The following is a 19,464-nucleotide window of genomic DNA, read 5'->3' as shown; positions in this document are numbered from 1 at the left end:
TTCATCATTCGATCACCTCGCCCCGGAGCAGGAATTTCGCCAGCGCCGTCGAGCTCACGAAGCCGAACAGCGCGATCAGCATTGCGGCCTCGAAGTAGACGTTGCTTGTATAGACGATGCCCAGCACCAGCATCATGAGCATCCCGTTGATATAGAGGCAGTCGAGCGCCATCACGCGGTCTTGCGCGGTGGGGCCGACGAGCAGGCGGGCGACGGCGCAGGCCATGGCCACTGCGAGCAAGAACAGCGCGAGCTTGAGCGCCCAGAACAGGATCGGCGTCATGATTTGAAGATCTCCATCAGCGGACGTTCGTAGCGGGCCTTGACCATGGCGATGAAGGCCTGTTCGTCGGGTTCATGGAACAAGTGGATCAGGAGGCTCGAGCGGTCGAACGAAACCTCGCCCCATGCCGTGCCAGGGGTAAGGCAGATGATCATCGCGAGCATTGCCAGCGCGTTCGGATCACGCACATCGAGCGGCACGCGCACGAAGCACGGCTTCATGTCGGCGTTGCGCCGCGTCAGCAGCAGACGTGCCACCGTCAGGGCGGAAACGACCATGTCGTAGAGCACCAGGCCGCTCAACCGCAGCGCAAGGCCCGGCCGGTGCATCTTGACGGTCGAGGGCCTGAGGGATTGGGTCAGCAACGGCACCGCGAAAGCAAGGATCGCGGCGAGCAGCAGCGTCGCGGGATCCAACGACTGGTTGAGCAGCAGCCATACGACGAAGAGTCCCAGCGACAGCGGCGGCGATGGCATCCAGCGTTTCATCATTTCGCGGCTCCGGGTGGGGCGGGCGGACTCGGAACCTCGCGTGCGCCGAGCACGGCGGCACGGTATGCGGTGGCGGTGCGCAGCCCTTCGGCGGTGGAGGCTGCGTGATGCATCACCGGCCCTGCCCAGAAGGTCAGCGCGAAGCAGGCCGCGAGCAGCGCTGCAACCGGCAGCACCTCGAGCGCGGGCAGTGCGGGCAGGGTTGCATGTGCCTGGGTCCAGAAATGCCGGATGCCCGTGCGGCTCAGCGCGATCAGCGTGAAGAAACCCGAAACGAGCAGCAGCGCCATGAAGGTCCAGGCCGCGGGAGTGATCTGCGCGGCACCGAAGAGGCCCGACAGCATCGCGAACTTGCCGACGAATCCGGAGAGCGGCGGCAGCCCCGCCAGCAGGATCGTGCAGCCGACGAAACCGAGCCCGAGAAAGACAACGCCCGCGGGGATGGCCCGGCCATAGAGGGCCTGCGCGTTGTCGTCGAGGTTCACATCGTCCAGCCTTCGCAGGTCTTCGGACAGAAAAGGCGCATCGCCGGACACTTCGTGCGGCGCGATGCTCATGCCCGCATTGCGCCATCGCTCGATCATGTCGATCAGCAGGAAGAAGGCGCTCACCGCGAGCGTCGAGCTCAGCATGTAGTACAGCGCCCCGGCCCACATGGCCGGCCGACCGAAGCCGATGGCCGCCAGCAGCGTCCCCGCCGAAACCAGCACGCTGAAGCCCGCGAGATTCGACAGCCGCTGCGTACCGACGATGCCGAGAGCGCCCACGAACAATGTCGCAAGACCGATCGTGACCAGCACACCTTGCCCGAATCCGGCGGAAGCGCCGGTGTCGGGCGCGAACATCACCGTCCACAGGCGCAGCAAGGTGTAGATGCCCAGCTTGGTGAGCAGGGCGAACACCGCACCCACCGGCGAAACGGCGGAACTGTAGGCCGGCACCAGCCAGAAGTTGAGCGGCCAAGCCCCGGCCTTTGCAAAGAACGCCGTCGCGAGGATGGCCGCCGCTGCGTGCACCAGCCCCCGATCGGCCGGAGCGATCTGGGCGATGCGCACGCCCAGGTCGGCCATGTTCAATGTGCCGGTCACGCCATAGAGCAAAGCGGCGCCGATCAGGAACAGCGACGAAGCGGCGAGATTGATCGCAATGTAATGAAGGCCCGCGTGCACGCGCAGCCGGCCGGAGCCATGCAAGAGCAGGCCATAGGAGGCGGCGAGCATCACTTCGAAGAAGACGAAGAGATTGAAGAGGTCGCCCGTGAGAAAGGCGCCGTTGAGGCCCATGAGTTGCAACTGGAGCAACGGGTGGAAATGCACGCCTGCGCGGTCCCACCGCGAAGTCGAATAGATGGAGGCCGCGAAGGCGACCACGCCGGTGAGCGCGACCATCATCGTCGAGAGACGGTCCGCGACGAGCACGATGCCGAAGGGCGCATGCCAGTTGCCCGGCAGATAGACGCCGATCGATCCCGGCCCGCCGCCGGTCGCGGGTGCGTTGACCCAGCGCAGCAGGGCGAGCGCCGCCAGGAGGCCGATCAGGCCGGACACGACGCTCAGGGCTGACTTTGTGCGCCGGCGCTGTTCGCCGAGCAGCAGCATCAGGGCTGCCGTCAGCATGGGCACCAGGATCGGTACTGCGATCAGGTGCGGCATGCTGAATTCGAGCAGCCGGTCGACCAGATTGAAAAAGCCGGTCATTCCTGCGTCTCCCGGCGTTCTTCACCATCCACGTGGTCGGTTCCGGTCAGCCCGCGCGAGGCCAGCAGGACGACGAGGAACAGTGCCGTCATCGCGAAGCCGATCACGATCGCCGTGAGCACGAGCGCCTGCGGCATGGGGTCCGCGGTGTTGGCGAGCGTGGCGGCGATGCCGGGTTCGAGCACCGGTTCGCTGTCGACCTTGAGCCGGCCCATGCTGAAGATGAAGAGATTGACCGCGTAGGAGATCAGCGTGAGCCCCATGATCACCTGGAAGGTCCGCGGGCGCAGCAGCAGATACACCCCCGAGCCTGTGAGGATGGCAATGGCAATGGCGAGGACGACTTCCATCAGGCTGCAGCCCCCTCTGCATCGGCCGTGGCACGGGCGGCTTCCTTTTCGGCCTGTTCGTCGGACCAGCGGTGGCTGCGAATCGATTGGTGGGCGAGTGCAGTGAGGATCAGCATCGTGGCGCCGAGCACCAGCGCGAACACGCCCATGTCGAAGAACAGCGCGCTGGGGACATGCACCTCGCCGAGGATCGGCAGATGCACGTGCGCCGTATGCGTGGTGAGGAACGGATAGCCGAGCACGATGGCGCCGCCACCCGTCGCCAGCGCGAGCAGCAGGCCGACGGCGATCCAGCGCCTCGGGTAGATGCGCAGATGCTCTTCCACCCACTCGGTGCCGGAGACGATGAACTGAAGCAGCAACGCGACGGACATCACCAACCCGGCCACGAAGCCGCCGCCGGGCTGGTTGTGGCCGCGCATGAAGAAATAGACGGAGACCAGTACCGACAGCGGCAGCAGCAGGCGCACCAGCACGGCAGGAACCATCAGGTAGCCGACGGCGGTGTCCTTGGCGCGTCGTGGATTGAGCAGATCGGTGTTCAAGTCGTCGGCCAGGAGGCGCTGTTGCAACGGCAGCGCCATCGATTCGGGCGCCGGACGGAACCGGCGCAGCAGCGCATAGACCGTCAGGGCGACCACGCCCAGCACCGTGATCTCTCCGAACGTATCGAAGCCGCGGAAGTCGACCAGCATCACGTTGACCACGTTCGTGCCTCCCCCGCGGGTCAGCGCGCGCTCCAGAAAGAAGGTTGAGATGCTCTGCGGGAAGGGGCGCGTCATCATCATCCAGGCGATCGAGCCCAGGCCGGCGCCTGCAGCGATCGCAATGAACATGTCGCGTCCTCGCCGTCCCCAATGGCGCAGCCGGCCGCGCGCCGGTTCGGGCATGGCAGTGCGCATCGGAAGCCACCGCAAGCCCAGCAGGATCAACACCGTCGTCACGACCTCGACCACCAGTTGCGTGAGCGCGAGATCGGGCGCCGAGAACCAGATGTAGGTGATGCAGCACACCAGTCCTGCACCCGACGCCAGCATCAGCGAAGCGAGCCGATGGAACTTGGCTTGCCATGCGGCCGCGACGGCACAGGTGCAGCCGATGAGCCAGGTCATCGCGAACATGGGCGAGAAGGGGAGCAGTTCGCGCGACCCGCTCCCGGCCGGCGTGAAATGAAGTGCCGCGCCCGCACCGGCGATCGCGACTCCGACGAGCAGGAGCAATTGCATCTGCAGGCGCCGGGTGCCCAGCAAACGCCGCCCGCGACGGCCAGCTTCGCTGAGACGCGCGAGCAGGTTCTCGAAGATGCGCTGCCCGTCGAAGCGATGCAGCAGCGGCGTGGTCTCGAACGCGCCGCGTGCGCGCCCGCGGCGTTGCAGCAGGTAGATCACCACGCCGCCGAATGAAGCGATGAGGCTCATCGCCAGTGGTCGATTGAAACCGTGCCACACCGCCAGGCTGTATTCGGGCAGTTGGCCGCCGACGACCGGTGTGGCGGCCGCGGCGAGAAAGGCGCCGACTGCCCACGCCGGCGCCACGCCGACCACCAGGCAGATCAGCACCAGCAACTCGACCGGCACGCGCATCCAGTGCGGGGGCTCGTGCGGTTGCTTGGGCACGTCGGGGGGAGCGCAAGGCGGGCCGAAGAACACGTCGAACACGAAGCGCAACGAATACGCGACGCTGAACATGCCGGCGAGCGTCGCCAGGACGGGCAAGCTCATGCTGACCCATGGCGTTGCGTCGACGAAGGCGACCTCGGCGAAGAACATTTCCTTCGACAGGAAGCCGTTGAGCAGCGGGACCCCAGCCATGGCTGCGCTCGAGATGATCGCCAGCGTGCCGGTGATCGGCATCAGCTTGAGCAGCCCGCTGAGCTTGCGAATGTCGCGCGTGCCGCTCTCGTGGTCGATGATGCCGGCCGCCATGAAGAGCGACGCCTTGAAGGTCGCGTGGTTCATGATATGGAACACTGCCGCGACCGCCGCCAGCGGGCTGTTGAGGCCCAGCAGCAAGGTGATGAGCCCGAGGTGGGAAATGGTCGAATACGCCAGGAGCGCCTTGAGGTCGCGCTGGAACATCGCCACATAGCCGCCGAGCAGCAGCGTGATCGCGCCGGCGCCGCTCACCATCCAGAACCATTGCTCCGTGCCGGAAAGCGCGGGCCACAGGCGTGCCATGAGGAACACGCCGAGCTTCACCATCGTGGCCGAATGCAGATATGCCGAAACGGGCGTGGGTGCCGCCATCGCGCGCGGCAGCCAGAAATGAAAGGGAAACTGCGCGCTCTTGGTGAAGGCGCCAAGCAGCACCAGCACGAGTGCGATGGGATAGAGCCGGTCCGCGCGGATCTGGTCACCCGCGGCCAGCACTGCGTCGAGTTCATAGCTGCCGACGATCCGCCCCAACAGCAGCACGCCGCCCAACAGGCAAAGTCCGCCTGCACCGGTGACGGTGAGCGCCATGCTCGCGCCGCGCCGCGCATCGCGCCGATGGTGCCAGTAGCCGATCAGCAGGAACGAGAAGAGGCTGGTGAGTTCCCAGAACAACACCATCTGGATGAGGTTGCCCGAAAGGACCACGCCCATCATCGATCCCATGAACGCGAGGAAGAACGAGAAGAAGCGCGGCACCGGATCGGACGACGACATGTAGTAGCGCGCATAGAGCACCACCAGCGTGCCGATGCCCAGCACGAGCATGCAGAACAGCCATGCGAAGCCGTCCAACCGGAACACGAGGTCCAGGCCGAGTGCCGGTAGCCACTCGATCTGCTCCCGGATCACATGGCCGCTGGCGACCGTCGGGAAGAACCAGGCTGCCTGGATCGCACATCCCAGCGCAACGAGGCCGGCCAGCGTCGATTCCCGGTTGCGCGCATTCGACGGCAGCAGGGCCGCGACGACGCTGGCGACAAAAGGGAGAGCGACGAGAAAGACAAGGGGCATTGCGATCAATTCTATCGATCGACCCCTGAGCGATCGCTTGCATGGCGACCGAGGTGAGCACGGACCGACCCATCGCCCGGCTTTACAGCGATGACAAATGAAAAAGGGCCGCCTGAGGGCGGCCCGTGCTGCGATGCGTCAATGACGCTCTACGCGCTTACTTCTTGGCCGGTTCTTTCGCGGCTGCGGTATCGGTCTTCTTCGGCTCGTCCTTCACCGCGTGTTCGGCAGCATGGGGGAAGGCTTGACCGTTGATCGTGAGGCCTTCGCCCGACAGCTTGGCAGCCGACTTTTCCTTCACGCCCTTGACCCGGCTCATGAAGTCGGGCCAGTCCTTGAACTCGCCCTGCTTGCGCTCGTCGAGGATGCGCTTGGAAAGGGCAGGGCCCACGCCCTTCAATCCATCGAGGTCCGCTTCCGTTGCCTTGTTGGCATCGACTGCAGCCCAAGAGGCGACCGCGAACAGCATGGCCGTGGCGGCCAAGATTTTCTTCAACATTTAAAACTCCCTGACATTGTTTTATGAGAAACGCCTTTGGCGCCCCGCCGCATGCCGAATGCGTGCGGCGCAGCGATGATAGCGGCAGTCTGCGCCGATCTGAACTTCAGAGCTCTTCGACGCGGCGAGGCGGGTAGCTGTCCCACGCCTGGCAGCCCGGGCAGTGCCAGAAGTACTGGTGCGCCTCAAAGCCGCATGCCGCGCATCTGTAGCGCATGAGCGGTCGCGTGGCCTGGTCGAGGGAGCGCTGCACCTGCGGATGGAACTGCTCGTGTTCGAAGCGCTCGCCGGCGAGCCAGCGCGATGCGGCCACCAGGGATGGGTGGTGCGCCAGGTGGGCGATATAGCCGTCGCGTGGCTCCGGCGTCGCGACGTCGTTGGATCGCGCATCGTCAGGCAAGGCGGGCGCGCCGCCCAGGGCGATGATCGCTTCGAGTACGTCGATCGACGGTGAGGCGACATAGCGGCGCTGAAGCAAGGCCAGCGCCTCGCCGGAGCGCTGGGATGCAACCGCTGCTTGTTGGAGCATCGCGGCATAGAGGGGCAGCGCCAACGGAGCGCTTTCGCTGAGGGCCTTGAGCGTGTCGAAGGCCGCGGCGGAGTCGCCATTGCGCAGTTGCAGGGTTGCAGTGTCGATGGCGGGGCGAGGGGCTTGGGGGGCCAGCGCCACTGCCTGGCGCAGCAGTTGCGACGCCCCGTCGAGATCGCCGGCCGCGACGCGCTCGGCGGCCTGTTCGCACAGGTGGTGGGCGCGCCGCGTGCTGTAGCTGGCTTGATCGGATTCGTCGAGCTTCTGCGCCACGGCCGCAGCTTGGGCCCATTCGCGCGAGCGCTCGTAGATGGCGAGCAGCGACAGCCGCGCCTCGTTCTCGTAGCGTGTGCCTTCGAGCTTCTGGAGTGCCGCTTCCGCGCGATCAAGCAATCCGGCGCGAAGGAAGTCCTGTGCCAGCGCATGTTGCGCGCGGTCGCGGTCTGCTCGGCTCAGGTCACCACGGCCGAGCAGGTGCTCGTGCACGCGCACGGCGCGCTGGTATTCACCGCGCCGGCGGAACAGGTTGCCGAGCGCGAAGTGCAACTCCTGGGTGTCGGGATCGTTCTGGACCGCCTCGATGAATGCATCGATGGCTTGGTCCTGCTGCTCGTTCAACAGAAAGTTGAGCCCGCGAAAGTAGGCCTTGGGCGCCTGTCGATTCTCGATCTTGAGTTGCCTCAGGTCGAAGCGCGAAGCAAGCCAACCGAGAACAAATGCGATGGGAAGGCCGAGCAGCAACCAGCTGAGGTCAAAGTCCATGTTGGCGTACGGCGGGTAGGTCTGTGGCTGCGACGGCAGCAGGGGCGGGCGCGGTGGATGCCGGCGCGGGAACAGCCGGGGCGGCGGGTAACTGAGCCGCCGCGCTGCGATGCTTCCACCAGCCCGGCAGCATGCCGAGGGCACCGACCACGAGGCCGCCGGCAAAGGCGGCGAGCACCACCAGTACGAGTGGAGCGCGCCATGACGCGCCGAAGAAGAAATAGACGGTTGCGTCGTGCTGGTTGTTCAGCGCGAAGGCAAAGAGGGTAAAAAAAATGGCTGCCTTGAGCAGCCACAGGAGATATTTCATTCGCGTCCCCGTTGGCGGGGGAATTCTATGCTTCAGACGCGCTTGCGTTTCTCGGCGTCGAGTTCCGCGGTGCGGGCATCGACCGCCTCCCGCAGTGCCTTGCCAGGCTTGAAATGCGGTACGCGCTTTTCGGGAATCTGAACACTCTCGCCCGAACGCGGATTGCGCCCGATGCGCGGAGGGCGCCGATTCACAGTGAAGCTGCCAAAGCCGCGAATCTCAATGCGATGCCCGCGCACCAGTGCGTCGCTCATCGCGTCAAGAATGGTCTTGACGGCGTATTCGGCATCGCGGTGCGTCAGCTGCGCAAAGCGCGCTGCGAGTTCTTCGACAAGGTCGGAACGGGTCATGGCAAGGAAATGAGGAGACAAAAAAAAGACAGAGCGACCCGAGGGCCGGCTCTGTCTTCCGGTGCGGCTTACTTGTCGCTGTTGTTGTCCAGCTTGGCACGCAGCAGAGCGCCCAGGCTGGTCGTGCCGGCGTTTTCGCGGGCCGACTGCTGGCTCAGGCTGGCCATGGCGCCTTGCTCGTCAGCCATGTCCTTCTGCTTGATCGACAGCTGGATGTTGCGGGTCTTGCGATCCACATTGACCACCACGGCCGTGACTTCGTCGCCTTCCTTGAGCACGTTGCGTGCATCTTCCACGCGGTCGCGGGAGATTTCGCTGGCGCGCAGGTAGCCGATGATGTCTTCGCCGAGGTCGATTTCAGCGCCGCGGGCGTCCACGGTCTTGACCTTGCCGGTGACGATCTGGCCCTTGTCGTTCACGGTCGTGAACGTCGTGAACGGATCGCTGTCGAGCTGCTTGATGCCGAGGCTGATGCGCTCGCGGTCGACGTCGACAGCCAGCACGATCGCTTCGACTTCCTGGCCCTTCTTGTAGTTGCGAACGGCGGTTTCGCCAGCTTCATTCCACGAGAGGTCGGACAGGTGAACCAGGCCATCGATGCCGGCAGCCAGACCCACGAACACGCCGAAGTCGGTGATCGACTTGATCGGGCCCTTGACGCGGTCGCCGCGCTTGGTGTTCTGCGCGAACTCTTGCCACGGGTTGGCCTTGCACTGCTTCATGCCCAGGCTGATGCGGCGCTTGTCTTCGTCGATTTCGAGGACCATGACTTCGACTTCGTCGCCCAGCGAGACGATCTTGTTCGGAGCGATGTTCTTGTTGGTCCAATCCATTTCGGAGACGTGCACCAGGCCTTCGATGCCGGGTTCGAGTTCAACGAACGCGCCGTAGTCGGCGATGTTTGTGACCTTGCCGAACAGGCGGGTGCCCTGCGGGTAGCGGCGCGAAACGCCCATCCACGGGTCGTCGCCCATTTGCTTGAGACCCAGCGACACACGGTTCTTTTCGGTGTCGAACTTGAGGATCTTGGCGGTGATTTCCTGGCCGGCCTGGACCACTTCGCTCGGATGGCGAACGCGGCGCCATGCCATGTCGGTGATGTGCAGCAGACCGTCGATGCCGCCGAGGTCGACGAACGCACCGTATTCGGTGATGTTCTTGACGACACCGCGCACGACTGCGCCTTCCTTCAGGGTTTCCATCAGCTTGGCGCGTTCTTCGCCCATGCTGGCCTCGACAACGGCGCGGCGCGAGAGCACCACGTTGTTGCGCTTGCGGTCGAGCTTGATGACCTTGAATTCGAGGGTCTTGTTCTCGTAGGGGGTCAGGTCCTTGATCGGACGCGTGTCGATCAGCGAACCCGGCAGGAACGCGCGGATGCCGTTGACCAGGACCGTGAGGCCGCCCTTGACCTTGCCGCTCGTCGTGCCGGTGACGAAGTCGCCGGATTCGAGCGCCTTCTCGAGCGCAAGCCACGAAGCCAGACGCTTGGCGGTATCGCGCGAGAGGATGGTGTCGCCGTAGCCGTTTTCAACGCTGCCGATGGCAACGGAAACGAAATCGCCGGCCTGGACTTCGAGTTCGCCCTTGTCGTTCTTGAACTCCTCGATCGGCACATACGCTTCGGACTTGAGGCCCGCATTGACCACGACGTGGTTGTGCTCGACACGCACGACTTCGGCGGTGATGACCTCGCCGGTGCGCATTTCGGAACGCTTCAGGGATTCTTCGAATAGGTCGGCAAAAGATTCAGACATTGTGTTTTCCTTCCGTCACGCAGGGTTTGCAGGCGCTCATGCAATATTGCTTGCGACTGACTTGTCTGGAGACGGCGGTTGTTGGGGCTGATAGCCCGGTTGGGGTTAAACAACCAGCAAGCCGGTGCGCTGTCGCGCGGCGGGGACCTGCTGGACCGAAATGCCGTTCAGGATGACCCGAACGGCTGTGCTTCCTGCCACCAGTGCAGCACCTGTTCGACCGATTGCTCGACCGTTTGATGCGAGTTGTCCAGGAGGCGGGCGTCAGGCGCCGGCTTCAGTGGCGCGACGCTGCGGGATGAATCCCGGAGATCACGCGCTTCCAAGTCGGCGCGAAGACTGTCAAGTGTAGTCGAAATACCCTTTGAAATCAATTGCTTATACCGCCGTTCGGCCCGGTGAGCGGCGCTGGCGGTGAGGTAGACCTTGAGCCTTGCATCAGGAAAGATCACGGTCCCCATGTCCCGGCCGTCGGCAACCAGTCCGGGCAGCCGGCGAAAGCTTCTTTGCAGCCCCAAGAGGGCCGCGCGCACGGCCGGCAGGGCCGACACGCGGGAAGCGTCCATGCCTGCAGTTTCAGTTCGGATGGCATCGCTGACATCCTCGCCGGCGAGCAGGACCTTGCCCTCGCTGAAGACGAGCGGCAGGGATGCGGCGAGCCCGGCGATCCGGGACTCGTTTGAGGCGTCTGCTTCCAGGCCGCCGCGGCGCGCCGCGAGCCCGGTCACCCGGTAGAGCGAGCCGGAGTCCAGATAGTGGTAGCCGAGGCCGCGCGCCACTTCGATGGTGAGCGTCCCTTTCCCGGAGGCGGTCGGGCCGTCGATGCAAATCACCGGAACCTCAATCGCTTTGGCGACCGAGAACAGCGTCTCGAAGTAATCGGGAAAGGTTTTCGCGACGCAATGCGGTTCGAGAATTCGAACAGGCACGCCTGCCGGATTGAATGCGGCAAGGGAGAAACACATGGCCACCCGGTGATCGTCGTACGTGCGGATGTTCGCCGCGCGCCAATCAGGCGCGGCCAGCGGATGAACGCGGATGAAGTCGGGCCCGTCTTCGACTGTGGCACCCAGCTTTCGGAGTTCGTTCGCCATCGCGTCGATCCGATCGGTTTCCTTCACTCGCCAACTGGCGATGTTGCGCAGGGTGCTTGGACCGTCGCCATAAAGCGCCATCACGGCCAGCGTCATCGCCGCGTCAGGGATGTGATTGGCGTCGATGTCGATCGCCTTGAGCGGCCACGGGCCGCGCGAGACAGCGAGCCAGTTGGGGCCGCTTTCGATGCGTGCGCCCATCTGCCGGGCGGCTTCGACAAAGCGGATGTCGCCCTGGATCGAGTCGGCGCCGACGCCTTCTACGCGGATGCCCGAACCCTTCGCGATCGCGCCGAGCGCGATGAAGTAGCTGGCCGACGAAGCGTCGGCTTCGACGTGGATGTCGCCGGGCGATCGGTATCGGCTGCCGGCCAGAATGGTGAACCGTTGCCAACCCTCGCGCTGCACTTCGATGCCGAAGCGGGAGAGCAGGTTGAGCGTGATCTCGATGTAAGGCTTGGAGATCAGCTCACCGACCACTTCGATCACGATGTCGCGTCGTGCCGCCAGCGGGAGGGCCAACAGCAATGCGGTGAGGAATTGGCTGGAGACGTCGCCGCGTACGCGTATGGGCGCGTCGACCTGAAGTGCGTCGACCGCGACCGGATGGATGGCAAGCGGCGGATAGCCCGGATTGCCGAGGTAGTCGATTCGGCAGCCGAGCTGGCTCAGGGCATCGACCAGATCGCCGATCGGCCGCTCGTGCATGCGCGGGACGCCCTTCAGTTCGAACTCGCCGCCGAGCAGTGCAAGCGCAGCGGTCAGCGGGCGCATGGCTGTTCCCGCATTGCCGAGGAACAGTGAGGCTTCTGCCGTGCGCAACGTCCCGCCGAGCCCTTCGATTCGCAGGGTGTTTCCGGCTCGCTCGATGTCGCAGCCGAGCGCCGCCAGGGCGTCCAGCATCACACGGGTGTCGTCGGAGTCGAGAAGGTCGTGGACAGTGGTCGTGCCGCTGGCGAGCGCGGCCAATAGCAGAACACGGTTCGAGATGCTCTTGGAGCCCGGCAGGCTGACGGTGCCGGACGCGGTCGCGAGCGCCGGGATGTCGAGGAATGGGGTCGAGAACATGTCAGTCTTCCAACGCGCGAATGCGCGGTTCGGGACGCATGGACAGGACGCGTCCGGAGGTGGGCGTCATTCTCCAGGCTGCCACTGCGCGCGTATGCGGCTTGCCGAGGTGATGGCGTCTTCAAGCGCCTGCGAATCGCCCGACGCCACCAGAGCTTCGAACTGCCGCAGGGCGTCGCGGAAAGCTTGCGATTGGAGCAGGACCTGCTCGCGATTCGCGAGCAAGACATCGCGCCAGACGGCTGGATCGCTGGCTGCGATGCGCGTGAAGTCGCGAAATCCGGGACCGGCAAGCTCCAAGTGGCGCTCGCCATGGGAGTGTGCCGCGAGGGCCGTCGTGAATGCGAAGGCGATCAGGTGCGGCAAGTGGCTGACGGCGGCGAAGGCGGTGTCGTGCGCTTCCGGCGTCATCGTCTCGACTTTGGCACCGACTCCGGTCCAAGCCTGGGTGGCCCGCTGGACATTCGATCGCAGCGTGGCCTTGATCGGCGTGAGCACCACCTTGCGCCCTTTGTACAGGCCGGCATCGGCATGCTCGACGCCCGCGACCTCCTTGCCGGCGATCGGGTGCGCAGGCACAAACGCGCTGAGTTGGTCCTGGAGGCCCCGTCGGGCTGCTTCGATCACGTCGCCCTTGGTCGACCCCACATCCATCACGAGCATCTGATCGGCGATGCCGTGGCGGATCGCCTTGAAGGTCTGCTCGGACGCCCCGACCGGCACCGCGATCAAGACCAGATCGGCGCCCGATACCGCCAGCAGGGCGGACGGCGCGGCCACGTCGATCACACCCATCTGCCGTGCCCGCTCGGTCGTGGATGGCGACTTGCTGTAGCCGACGACGCGCTTGACGAGCCGTGCCCGCTTCAGGGCGAGCGCGAAGGACCCCCCCATCAATCCGCAGCCGATCAGACCCAATTGCTCGAACATCGTCTGGGCCTCAGGCGGTGACTGGATAGGCGCCGATGACTTTGTAGAACGCGCAGAGTTTGCGCAGTTCGGCGAGTGCGGCGGCGACGTTCGGCTGGGTCGGGTGCCCATCCAGGTCGATGTAGAAGTAGTACTCCCACTGACCGGTGCGCGCCGGACGCGATTCGAAGCGGGTCATCGAGACGTTGTTGGCCTTGAGTGGCACCAGCAGATCGTGGACCGCGCCGGGGCGGTTGGGCACTGAGACGACCAGGCTGGTGCAATCCCGACCCGACTGGGGCGGCATCGCCAGGGTTTGCGGCAGGCAGATGACGGCGAAACGCGTGCGGTTGTAGGAGTCGTCCTGGATCGCATGCGCCACGATGTGCAGCCCGAACCGCGTCGCGGCACGTTCGCTCGCCAATCCCGCCCAGGCCGGATTGGTGGCAGCGAGCCTTGCGCCTTCGGCATTGCTGGAGACAGCCCGCCGTTCCGCATTGGGCAGATGCTTGGAAAGCCAGGTCTGGCATTGGGCGAGGGCTTGCGGATGAGCGAGCACCGCTTCAATGCCGTCGAGCGAATTGCTGGAGCGCAGGAGGTGGTGGCGCACCAGCAGGCTGACCTCCCCAACCACATGGGTGGGGGAATGCAGGAACAGGTCGAGCGAGCGGGTAACGACGCCTTCGGTGGAGTTCTCGACGCCGACGACGCCGTACTGCGCGCTCCCGGCGGCGGTGGCGTGAAAGACTTCGTCGAAGCTGGCGCAATAGATCAAGTCGGCTGCGCCGCCGAAGTACTCGACGGCTGCCTGTTCGCAGAATGTGCCTTCGGGGCCGAGCACTGCGACGCGCTGCGGTGATTCCAGCGCCAGGCAAGCCGACATGATTTCGCGCCAGATGGCAGCGACATGCAGCGCCTTGAGCGGGCCGCCGTTGCTCTTCTGCATCTTCTCGATCACTTGCGCGACGCGATCGGGGCGGAAATAAGGCGTGCCCTCGCGCTTCTTGACCTCGCCAACCTGTTCCGCGACGTGGGCGCGCCGGTTCAGGAGGTCGAGAAGTTGCTGATCGAGCGAGTCGATCTGCACGCGCAGATCGGCGAGGCTGGAGGAGGTATCGGGTGTCGAGGATTGGGGAGCAGGTGCGGTCATCGGTCAGGTGCGCGTGCGTCTACGCTTGCGACCGCTCGAATTCTCGCATGTAGCTTACGAGAGCCTGCACGCCTGCCAACGGCAGGGCGTTGTAAATGCTTGCTCGCATGCCGCCGACCGACTTGTGGCCCTTGAGCTGAAGCAGCCCTGCATCGCGTGCGCCGGCAAGGAAGGACTCATTGCGGCTTTCTTCGCGTAGAAAGAAGGGCACGTTCATGCGAGAGCGGCAAGCGGCATCGACCTTGTTGTCATAGAAAGACGAGGTGTCGATGAAGTCGTAGAGGAGACGCGCCTTTTCCATATTGCGTGCTTGCATCGCTGCCACGCCTGCGAGGTCGCCCTCGGTCTGCTGCCGCAGCCATTGGAAGGTCAACCCCGCGATATAGATGCCCCATGTTGGCGGGGTGTTGTACATCGAGCGGTTGTCGGCGACCGTCTTGTAGTTGAAGGCGCTGGGGCAGATCTCGAGCGCATGCCCGAGGAGATCGTCCCGGACGATCACGATCGTCAGGCCCGCCGGTCCCAGATTCTTCTGGGCGCCACCGAAGGAGAGTCCGACACGGGACCAGTCCACCGGCCGCGAAGCCACGTGCGACGAAAAGTCGATGACCAGCGGCGCCTTGCTGCCGAGCGCCGCGAGATCGGGCAATTCGTGGAATTCGATGCCGTTGATTGTCTCGTTGCTGCAGACGTGGACGTACGAAGCGTCGTTCGAGAGCCGCCAGCTTGCCGGATCGGGAATCCGGGTGTGCTGGTCGGCGGCGTTCGTGGCGGCGATGTTCGCCTTGCAGTACCGCAACGCTTCCTTTTGGGATTTGGCGCTCCAACTGCCGGTGACCACGAAATCGGCACTGGTACCGCGCGAAAGATTCAGCGGCACGATGGCGTTCTCGCCGAGACCGCCGCCTTGCATGAAGAGAACATGGAAATGTTCCGGCACCGCCAGCAAAAAGCGCAGGTCCGCTTCAGCCTGCGCGCAGATGGCACCGAACTCCTTGCCGCGATGGCTCATTTCCATCACGCTCATGCCGCTACCCTGCCAATCGAGCATTTCGGAAGCGGCGCGTTGAAGCACCGCCTCCGGCATCGCGGCCGGCCCTGCTGAGAAGTTGTACGGGCGCGGCCCTGCCGGCTGCGTCACTTCTTGGCGGGCGCCTTGGCCGGCGCTGCCTTGGCGGCCGGTGCCGCGGCTCCTCCAGCGCCGCTCGTCGGTGCGCCCAGCGCCTTGGCGACGCTGCTGTCGAGCGCGACCATCTTCGGCTCGATGGTTGAACGAGTCTCTGCCACCAGCTTTTCCGTGAGGGCGGTCTGCAGCTTCGGATTGAGTTCCTGGTATTTCTTGCTCAGCGGCGAGCTGATCCAGGCAAGCAACTGCTTCAGTTCGTCTTCGCTGAAGTTCTGCTCCATGAGCGGGCCCAGTGCTCCAGGCGCGAGTTGCAGCGCCTTGTCGCGCACGATGGGATAGGCGTCGTCGAAGTACTTCTTGAGTTCCGCGTCAGCAGCCTTGGCTGCCGCTTCCCGCTTTTCGGCAGGGACCTGCGTCTGCAGGTACTGCGAGCCGGCCTGTGCAATAGGCGCGCTCGACTGCTCGACCAATCCGCGCGCAAGCGACTCGATGCCAGGTCGTTGCAGGTCAATGAACTGCTTGACCAGCGCCGCCTTGTCCTGGGCCATGGCCAGCGAACTGCCGGCGAGCGCGACCGTCAGGAGCGCGAGTTTGATTTTTTTCACTGAGGATTCTCCGTTGAAGATGATGGGGAAGCGTCGTCGGCGCCGGAATCGCTCTCGACATTCGCGTCATTCTCGACGATGCGCTGCAGCCCGCTGAGCTTTGCACCTTCGTCGAGGCCGATCAGCGTGACGCCTTGCGTCGCACGCCCGAGTTCGCGAATTTCGGAAACGCGGGTGCGAACGAGCACACCCTTGTCGGTGATGAGCATGATCTCGTCGTCGGCATGCACGAGAGTCGCCGCCACCACCTTGCCGTTACGTTCACTCTGTTGAATTGCGATCATGCCTTTGGTTCCGCGGCCATGACGCGTGTACTCGGTAATGCTTGTGCGTTTTCCGTAACCGTTTTCCGTGGCAGTGAGGACGCTCTGTTCCTCGTCTTCCGCCACCAGCATCGCAATCACGCCCTGGCCGTCTTCCAGGGTCATGCCGCGAACGCCGCGGGCATTGCGGCCCATGGGACGAACGTCGTTCTCGTCGAAGCGCACGGCCTTGCCGCCGTCCGAGAAGAGCATCACATCGTGCGCACCGTCGGTCAGCGCGGCGCCGATCAGGTAGTCGCCCGGATCAAGGTCCACAGCGATGATGCCGGCCTTGCGCGGGTTGCTGAATTCGTCGAGCGCCGTTTTCTTGACGGTGCCCATGGAGGTCGCCATGAACACGTATTGATTGGCCGGGAAGGTGCGCTTCTCGCCGGTCAGCGGCAGCACGACGTTGATTTTTTCGCCTTCCTGCAGCGGGAACATGTTGACGATAGGGCGGCCGCGCGAGCCGCGCGAACCGGCGGGCACTTCCCATACCTTGAGCCAGTACAGCCGGCCACGGTTCGAGAAGCACAGGATGTAGTCGTGCGTGTTCGCGATGAAGAGCTGGTCGATCCAGTCGTCCTCTTTGGTTGCGGTGGCTTGTTTGCCGCGTCCGCCGCGCTTCTGCGCGCGGTATTCGCCCAGAGGTTGGCTCTTGATGTAGCCGCTGTGCGAGAGCGTCACGACCATGTCCGTCGGCGTGATCAGGTCTTCCGTCGACAGGTCGAAGGCGCTGTGCTCGACCTGGCTGCGGCGCGCGCCGAGCTTGCTTTGACCGAACTCCTGCTTGATCGTCGTGAGTTCGTCGCCAATGATCATCGAGACGCGTTCGGGCTTGGCGAGGATGTCGAGCAGGTCGTCAATCTCCGCCATCACGTCCTTGTACTCGGCGACGATCTTGTCCTGCTCCAGGCCCGTCAGGCGCTGGAGGCGCATCTGGAGGATTTCCTGGGCCTGCGTGTCGGAAAGCTTGTAGAGGCCGTCGTTGCCCATGCCGAATTCGCGGTCCAGCCCGTCCGGCCGATAGTCGTCGGCGTTGATCACGCCGCCATCAGCGCGGGTTCGGGTGAGCATTTCGCGCACCAGCTTGCTGTCCCAGGCGCGGCTCATGAGTTCGGCCTTGGCGACCGGCGGCGTCGGCGCGTTGCGGATGATCGCGATGAACTCGTCGATGTTGGCGAGGGCGACCGCCAGACCTTCGAGCACGTGTCCGCGCTCCCGCGCCTTGCGGAGCGTGAAGACCGTCCGACGCGTCACGACTTCGCGCCGATGCTGCAGGAAGACCTCGATCAGGTCCTTGAGGTTGCAGAGCTTCGGCTGGCCGTCCACGAGCGCCACCATGTTGATGCCGAAGGTGTCTTGCAGTTGCGTCTGCTTGTAGAGGTTGTTCAGGACGACTTCGGGCACTTCGCCGCGCTTGAGCTCGATCACCAGGCGCATGCCCGACTTGTCGGACTCGTCCTGAATATGACTGATGCCCTCGATCTTCTTCTCGTGCACCAGCTCGGCCATGCGCTCCTGCAACGTCTTCTTGTTGACCTGGTAGGGCAACTCGTCGACGATGATCGCCTGGCGCTGGCCTCGGTCGATGTCCTCGAAGTGGCACTTGGCCCGCATCACGACCTTGCCGCGGCCGGTCCGGTAGCCATCCTTGATGCCGTTGATGCCGTAGATGATCCCGGCGGTCGGGAAATCCGGGGCAGGAACGATCTCCATCAGGTCGTCGATGCTGGCGTCCGGATGACGCAGCAGGTGAAGGCAAGCGTCGACGACCTCGTTCAGGTTGTGCGGCGGAATATTGGTCGCCATCCCGACCGCGATACCGCCGGCGCCATTGACCAGCAGATTGGGCAGTTTGCTCGGTAATACCAAAGGCTCTTTTTCGGAGCCGTCGTAATTCGGTCCGAAATCGACGGTTTCCTTGTCGATATCGGCCAGCATTTCGTGGGCAATTTTGGCGAGCCGGATCTCGGTATATCGCATCGCGGCCGCCATATCGCCATCGACCGAGCCGAAATTCCCCTGGCCGTCGACCAGCATGTGGCGCATGGAAAAGTTCTGCGCCATCCGCACGATGGTGTCGTAGACCGACTGGTCGCCGTGCGGGTGGTACTTGCCGATGACGTCGCCCACGATACGGGCGGACTTCTTGTAGGGGCGGTTCCAGTCGTTGTTCAGCTCGTGCATCGCATACAACACGCGCCGATGCACCGGTTTGAGGCCATCCCGGGCGTCGGGGAGGGCGCGCCCCACGATCACGCTCATGGCGTAATCCAGATAGCTACGGCGCATTTCCTCTTCGAGGCTGATGGGGAGTGTTTCTTTGGCGAACGAGGTCATGGGCGGCGGGCTGACGGCAAGGAGGCGAAATTTTACGCTGTGGACGGTGTCGCACCGCCGCAACACAAGGCCGGTATTCCGCCTCCGTCCTACGCTTCAGGGGCGTCTGGCGGCCTGTTTGCGAAAGACCCTATGGCACAATCGCCTCAACGTTTTGGGTGGTGGTCACTTAAAGCGTCCTTGATTCGCAGCGCGGCTGCGGCTTTTTCCCCAAGAGGAGAACCATGAAGAAACTGAATAAAGTGGCGATGATGTTTGCAGTCGCTGCGCTCGCCACTGCCGCCGGCGCGCAGACCCGTGTCACCGCCGCAGATGGCGGCCCGGCGATCGACAACTGGCAAAACGGCACTGGCGAACTCGTTTGGAAGAACGGCACCAATGAACTGTGCTGGCGCGATGCCAACTGGACGCCCGCAACGGCCGCCGCTGGTTGCGACGGTGCTCTGGTTCCGGCCGCTCCTGCTGCAGCTCCGGCTCCTGCTCCGGCACCGGTTCCTCCTGCAGTCGCTGCATCGAAAGTTACTTTCGCTGCTGACGCCTTCTTCGACTTCGACAAGTACGTCCTCAAGCCTGAAGGCCGCGCCAAGCTGGACGACCTGGTCTCGAAGATCAAGGACGTGAACCTCGAAGTGATCATCGCAGTCGGTCACACCGACTGGATCGGTACTGTTGCCTACAACCAGAAGCTGTCGGTCCGCCGCGCTGAAGCCGTCAAGGCCTACTTGGTCTCGAAGGGCATCGAAAAGAACCGCGTCTACACCGAAGGCAAGGGCAAGAGCCAGCCGATCGCTGACAACCGCACTGCCGAAGGCCGCGCCAAGAATCGTCGCGTGGAAATCGAAGTGGTTGGTACCCGCCCCAACAAGTGATTCGCAAGAATCGCTAATGAAACCC

Annotated in this window: 17 protein-coding genes; 1 reads left to right on the top strand and 16 read right to left on the bottom strand. The window is 64.1% G+C overall.

Going from position 1 to position 19,464, the window contains the following annotated elements; all coding sequences use genetic code 11:
- Nucleotides 1–4: 4 nt before the first annotated feature.
- The 16 genes from AC1DHL_RS14895 to gyrA form a co-directional block, all read right to left on the bottom strand.
- Complete coding sequence (locus tag AC1DHL_RS14895) at nt 5–283, bottom strand: K+/H+ antiporter subunit F (protein WP_478099330.1); 279 nt, start codon at nt 281–283, stop codon at nt 5–7.
- Entirely contained in the window at nt 280–771 is a 492-nt protein-coding gene (locus tag AC1DHL_RS14890) for a Na+/H+ antiporter subunit E (RefSeq protein ID WP_478162538.1), read from the bottom strand. The genes AC1DHL_RS14895 and AC1DHL_RS14890 overlap by 4 nt, the downstream gene beginning before the upstream one ends.
- Nucleotides 771–2,471 carry a monovalent cation/H+ antiporter subunit D gene (locus AC1DHL_RS14885; protein WP_478162433.1) on the bottom strand — a complete coding sequence of 567 codons (1,701 nt, stop codon included), beginning with the start codon at nt 2,469–2,471 and terminating at the stop codon, nt 771–773. Before AC1DHL_RS14885 ends, AC1DHL_RS14890 begins: the two co-directional genes overlap by 1 nt.
- Nucleotides 2,468–2,821: a Na+/H+ antiporter subunit C gene (locus AC1DHL_RS14880; protein ID WP_478099326.1), complete on the bottom strand. Its 354-nt coding sequence runs from the start codon at nt 2,819–2,821 to the stop codon at nt 2,468–2,470. The genes AC1DHL_RS14885 and AC1DHL_RS14880 overlap by 4 nt, the downstream gene beginning before the upstream one ends.
- Nucleotides 2,821–5,766 carry a monovalent cation/H+ antiporter subunit A gene (locus AC1DHL_RS14875; protein WP_478162432.1) on the bottom strand — a complete coding sequence of 982 codons (2,946 nt, stop codon included), beginning with the start codon at nt 5,764–5,766 and terminating at the stop codon, nt 2,821–2,823. Before AC1DHL_RS14875 ends, AC1DHL_RS14880 begins: the two co-directional genes overlap by 1 nt.
- A gap of 157 nt (nt 5,767–5,923) precedes the next feature.
- Nucleotides 5,924–6,265: a ComEA family DNA-binding protein gene (locus AC1DHL_RS14870; protein WP_478099322.1), complete on the bottom strand. Its 342-nt coding sequence runs from the start codon at nt 6,263–6,265 to the stop codon at nt 5,924–5,926.
- Nucleotides 6,266–6,371: 106 nt separating this feature from the next.
- Nucleotides 6,372–7,556 (bottom strand): lipopolysaccharide assembly protein LapB, encoded by a 1,185-nt coding sequence (gene lapB / locus AC1DHL_RS14865; RefSeq protein WP_478099320.1) that lies wholly within the window; start codon nt 7,554–7,556, stop codon nt 6,372–6,374.
- Nucleotides 7,546–7,866: a LapA family protein gene (locus AC1DHL_RS14860; RefSeq protein WP_478162431.1), complete on the bottom strand. Its 321-nt coding sequence runs from the start codon at nt 7,864–7,866 to the stop codon at nt 7,546–7,548. The genes lapB and AC1DHL_RS14860 overlap by 11 nt, the downstream gene beginning before the upstream one ends.
- Before the next feature lie 32 nt (nt 7,867–7,898).
- Entirely contained in the window at nt 7,899–8,216 is a 318-nt protein-coding gene (locus AC1DHL_RS14855; RefSeq protein WP_478099316.1) for an integration host factor subunit beta, read from the bottom strand.
- A 68-nt stretch (nt 8,217–8,284) separates the two neighbouring features.
- Complete coding sequence (rpsA, locus tag AC1DHL_RS14850) at nt 8,285–9,973, bottom strand: 30S ribosomal protein S1 (protein ID WP_478099314.1); 1,689 nt, start codon at nt 9,971–9,973, stop codon at nt 8,285–8,287.
- Between the two features lie 167 nt (nt 9,974–10,140).
- Entirely contained in the window at nt 10,141–12,135 is a 1,995-nt protein-coding gene (locus tag AC1DHL_RS14845; protein ID WP_478162430.1) for a bifunctional 3-phosphoshikimate 1-carboxyvinyltransferase/cytidylate kinase, read from the bottom strand.
- A gap of 66 nt (nt 12,136–12,201) precedes the next feature.
- Nucleotides 12,202–13,065 carry a prephenate dehydrogenase gene (locus AC1DHL_RS14840; protein ID WP_478162429.1) on the bottom strand — a complete coding sequence of 288 codons (864 nt, stop codon included), beginning with the start codon at nt 13,063–13,065 and terminating at the stop codon, nt 12,202–12,204.
- Nucleotides 13,066–13,075: 10 nt separating this feature from the next.
- Entirely contained in the window at nt 13,076–14,194 is a 1,119-nt protein-coding gene (gene pheA, locus AC1DHL_RS14835; RefSeq protein ID WP_478162428.1) for a prephenate dehydratase, read from the bottom strand.
- 19 nt (nt 14,195–14,213) lie between these two features.
- Nucleotides 14,214–15,335 carry a 3-phosphoserine/phosphohydroxythreonine transaminase gene (serC, locus tag AC1DHL_RS14830; protein WP_478162427.1) on the bottom strand — a complete coding sequence of 374 codons (1,122 nt, stop codon included), beginning with the start codon at nt 15,333–15,335 and terminating at the stop codon, nt 14,214–14,216.
- Nucleotides 15,332–15,925: a DUF2059 domain-containing protein gene (locus tag AC1DHL_RS14825; RefSeq protein ID WP_478162426.1), complete on the bottom strand. Its 594-nt coding sequence runs from the start codon at nt 15,923–15,925 to the stop codon at nt 15,332–15,334. Before AC1DHL_RS14825 ends, serC begins: the two co-directional genes overlap by 4 nt.
- Complete coding sequence (gene gyrA / locus AC1DHL_RS14820) at nt 15,922–18,570, bottom strand: DNA gyrase subunit A (RefSeq protein ID WP_478162425.1); 2,649 nt, start codon at nt 18,568–18,570, stop codon at nt 15,922–15,924. The genes AC1DHL_RS14825 and gyrA overlap by 4 nt, the downstream gene beginning before the upstream one ends.
- A 224-nt stretch (nt 18,571–18,794) precedes the next feature.
- Here gyrA and ompA point away from each other — a divergent pair, with 224 nt between their 5' ends.
- On the top strand, nt 18,795–19,439 hold the full coding sequence (gene ompA, locus AC1DHL_RS14815) for an outer membrane protein OmpA (protein WP_478099302.1): 645 nt from the start codon (nt 18,795–18,797) through the stop codon (nt 19,437–19,439).
- The last annotated feature ends 25 nt before the right edge of the window (nt 19,440–19,464 follow it).

The organism is Variovorax sp. 10L426 (genome assembly GCF_056395305.1).
The sequence above is the reverse complement of the archived record's forward strand: the minus strand, read 5'-3'. Positions and strand labels throughout refer to the sequence as shown.

Bases quoted from the DNA above. Each gene is read 5' to 3' on its own strand.
- AC1DHL_RS14855 (WP_478099316.1), bottom strand. From the start codon at position 8,216: ATGACCCGTTCCGACCTTGTCGAAGAACTCGCAGCGCGCTTTGCGCAG.
- AC1DHL_RS14845 (WP_478162430.1), bottom strand. From the start codon at position 12,135: ATGTTCTCGACCCCATTCCTCGACATCCCGGCGCTCGCGACCGCGTCC.
- gyrA (WP_478162425.1), bottom strand. From the start codon at position 18,570: ATGACCTCGTTCGCCAAAGAAACACTCCCCATCAGCCTCGAAGAGGAA.
- AC1DHL_RS14860 (WP_478162431.1), bottom strand. From the start codon at position 7,866: ATGAAATATCTCCTGTGGCTGCTCAAGGCAGCCATTTTTTTTACCCTC.
- rpsA (WP_478099314.1), bottom strand. From the start codon at position 9,973: ATGTCTGAATCTTTTGCCGACCTATTCGAAGAATCCCTGAAGCGTTCC.
- AC1DHL_RS14870 (WP_478099322.1), bottom strand. From the start codon at position 6,265: ATGTTGAAGAAAATCTTGGCCGCCACGGCCATGCTGTTCGCGGTCGCC.
- AC1DHL_RS14895 (WP_478099330.1), bottom strand. From the start codon at position 283: ATGACGCCGATCCTGTTCTGGGCGCTCAAGCTCGCGCTGTTCTTGCTC.
- AC1DHL_RS14890 (WP_478162538.1), bottom strand. From the start codon at position 771: ATGAAACGCTGGATGCCATCGCCGCCGCTGTCGCTGGGACTCTTCGTC.
- AC1DHL_RS14875 (WP_478162432.1), bottom strand. From the start codon at position 5,766: ATGCCCCTTGTCTTTCTCGTCGCTCTCCCTTTTGTCGCCAGCGTCGTC.
- ompA (WP_478099302.1), top strand. From the start codon at position 18,795: ATGAAGAAACTGAATAAAGTGGCGATGATGTTTGCAGTCGCTGCGCTC.
- AC1DHL_RS14880 (WP_478099326.1), bottom strand. From the start codon at position 2,821: ATGGAAGTCGTCCTCGCCATTGCCATTGCCATCCTCACAGGCTCGGGG.
- AC1DHL_RS14840 (WP_478162429.1), bottom strand. From the start codon at position 13,065: ATGTTCGAGCAATTGGGTCTGATCGGCTGCGGATTGATGGGGGGGTCC.
- pheA (WP_478162428.1), bottom strand. From the start codon at position 14,194: ATGACCGCACCTGCTCCCCAATCCTCGACACCCGATACCTCCTCCAGC.
- AC1DHL_RS14885 (WP_478162433.1), bottom strand. From the start codon at position 2,471: ATGACCGGCTTTTTCAATCTGGTCGACCGGCTGCTCGAATTCAGCATG.
- lapB (WP_478099320.1), bottom strand. From the start codon at position 7,556: ATGGACTTTGACCTCAGCTGGTTGCTGCTCGGCCTTCCCATCGCATTT.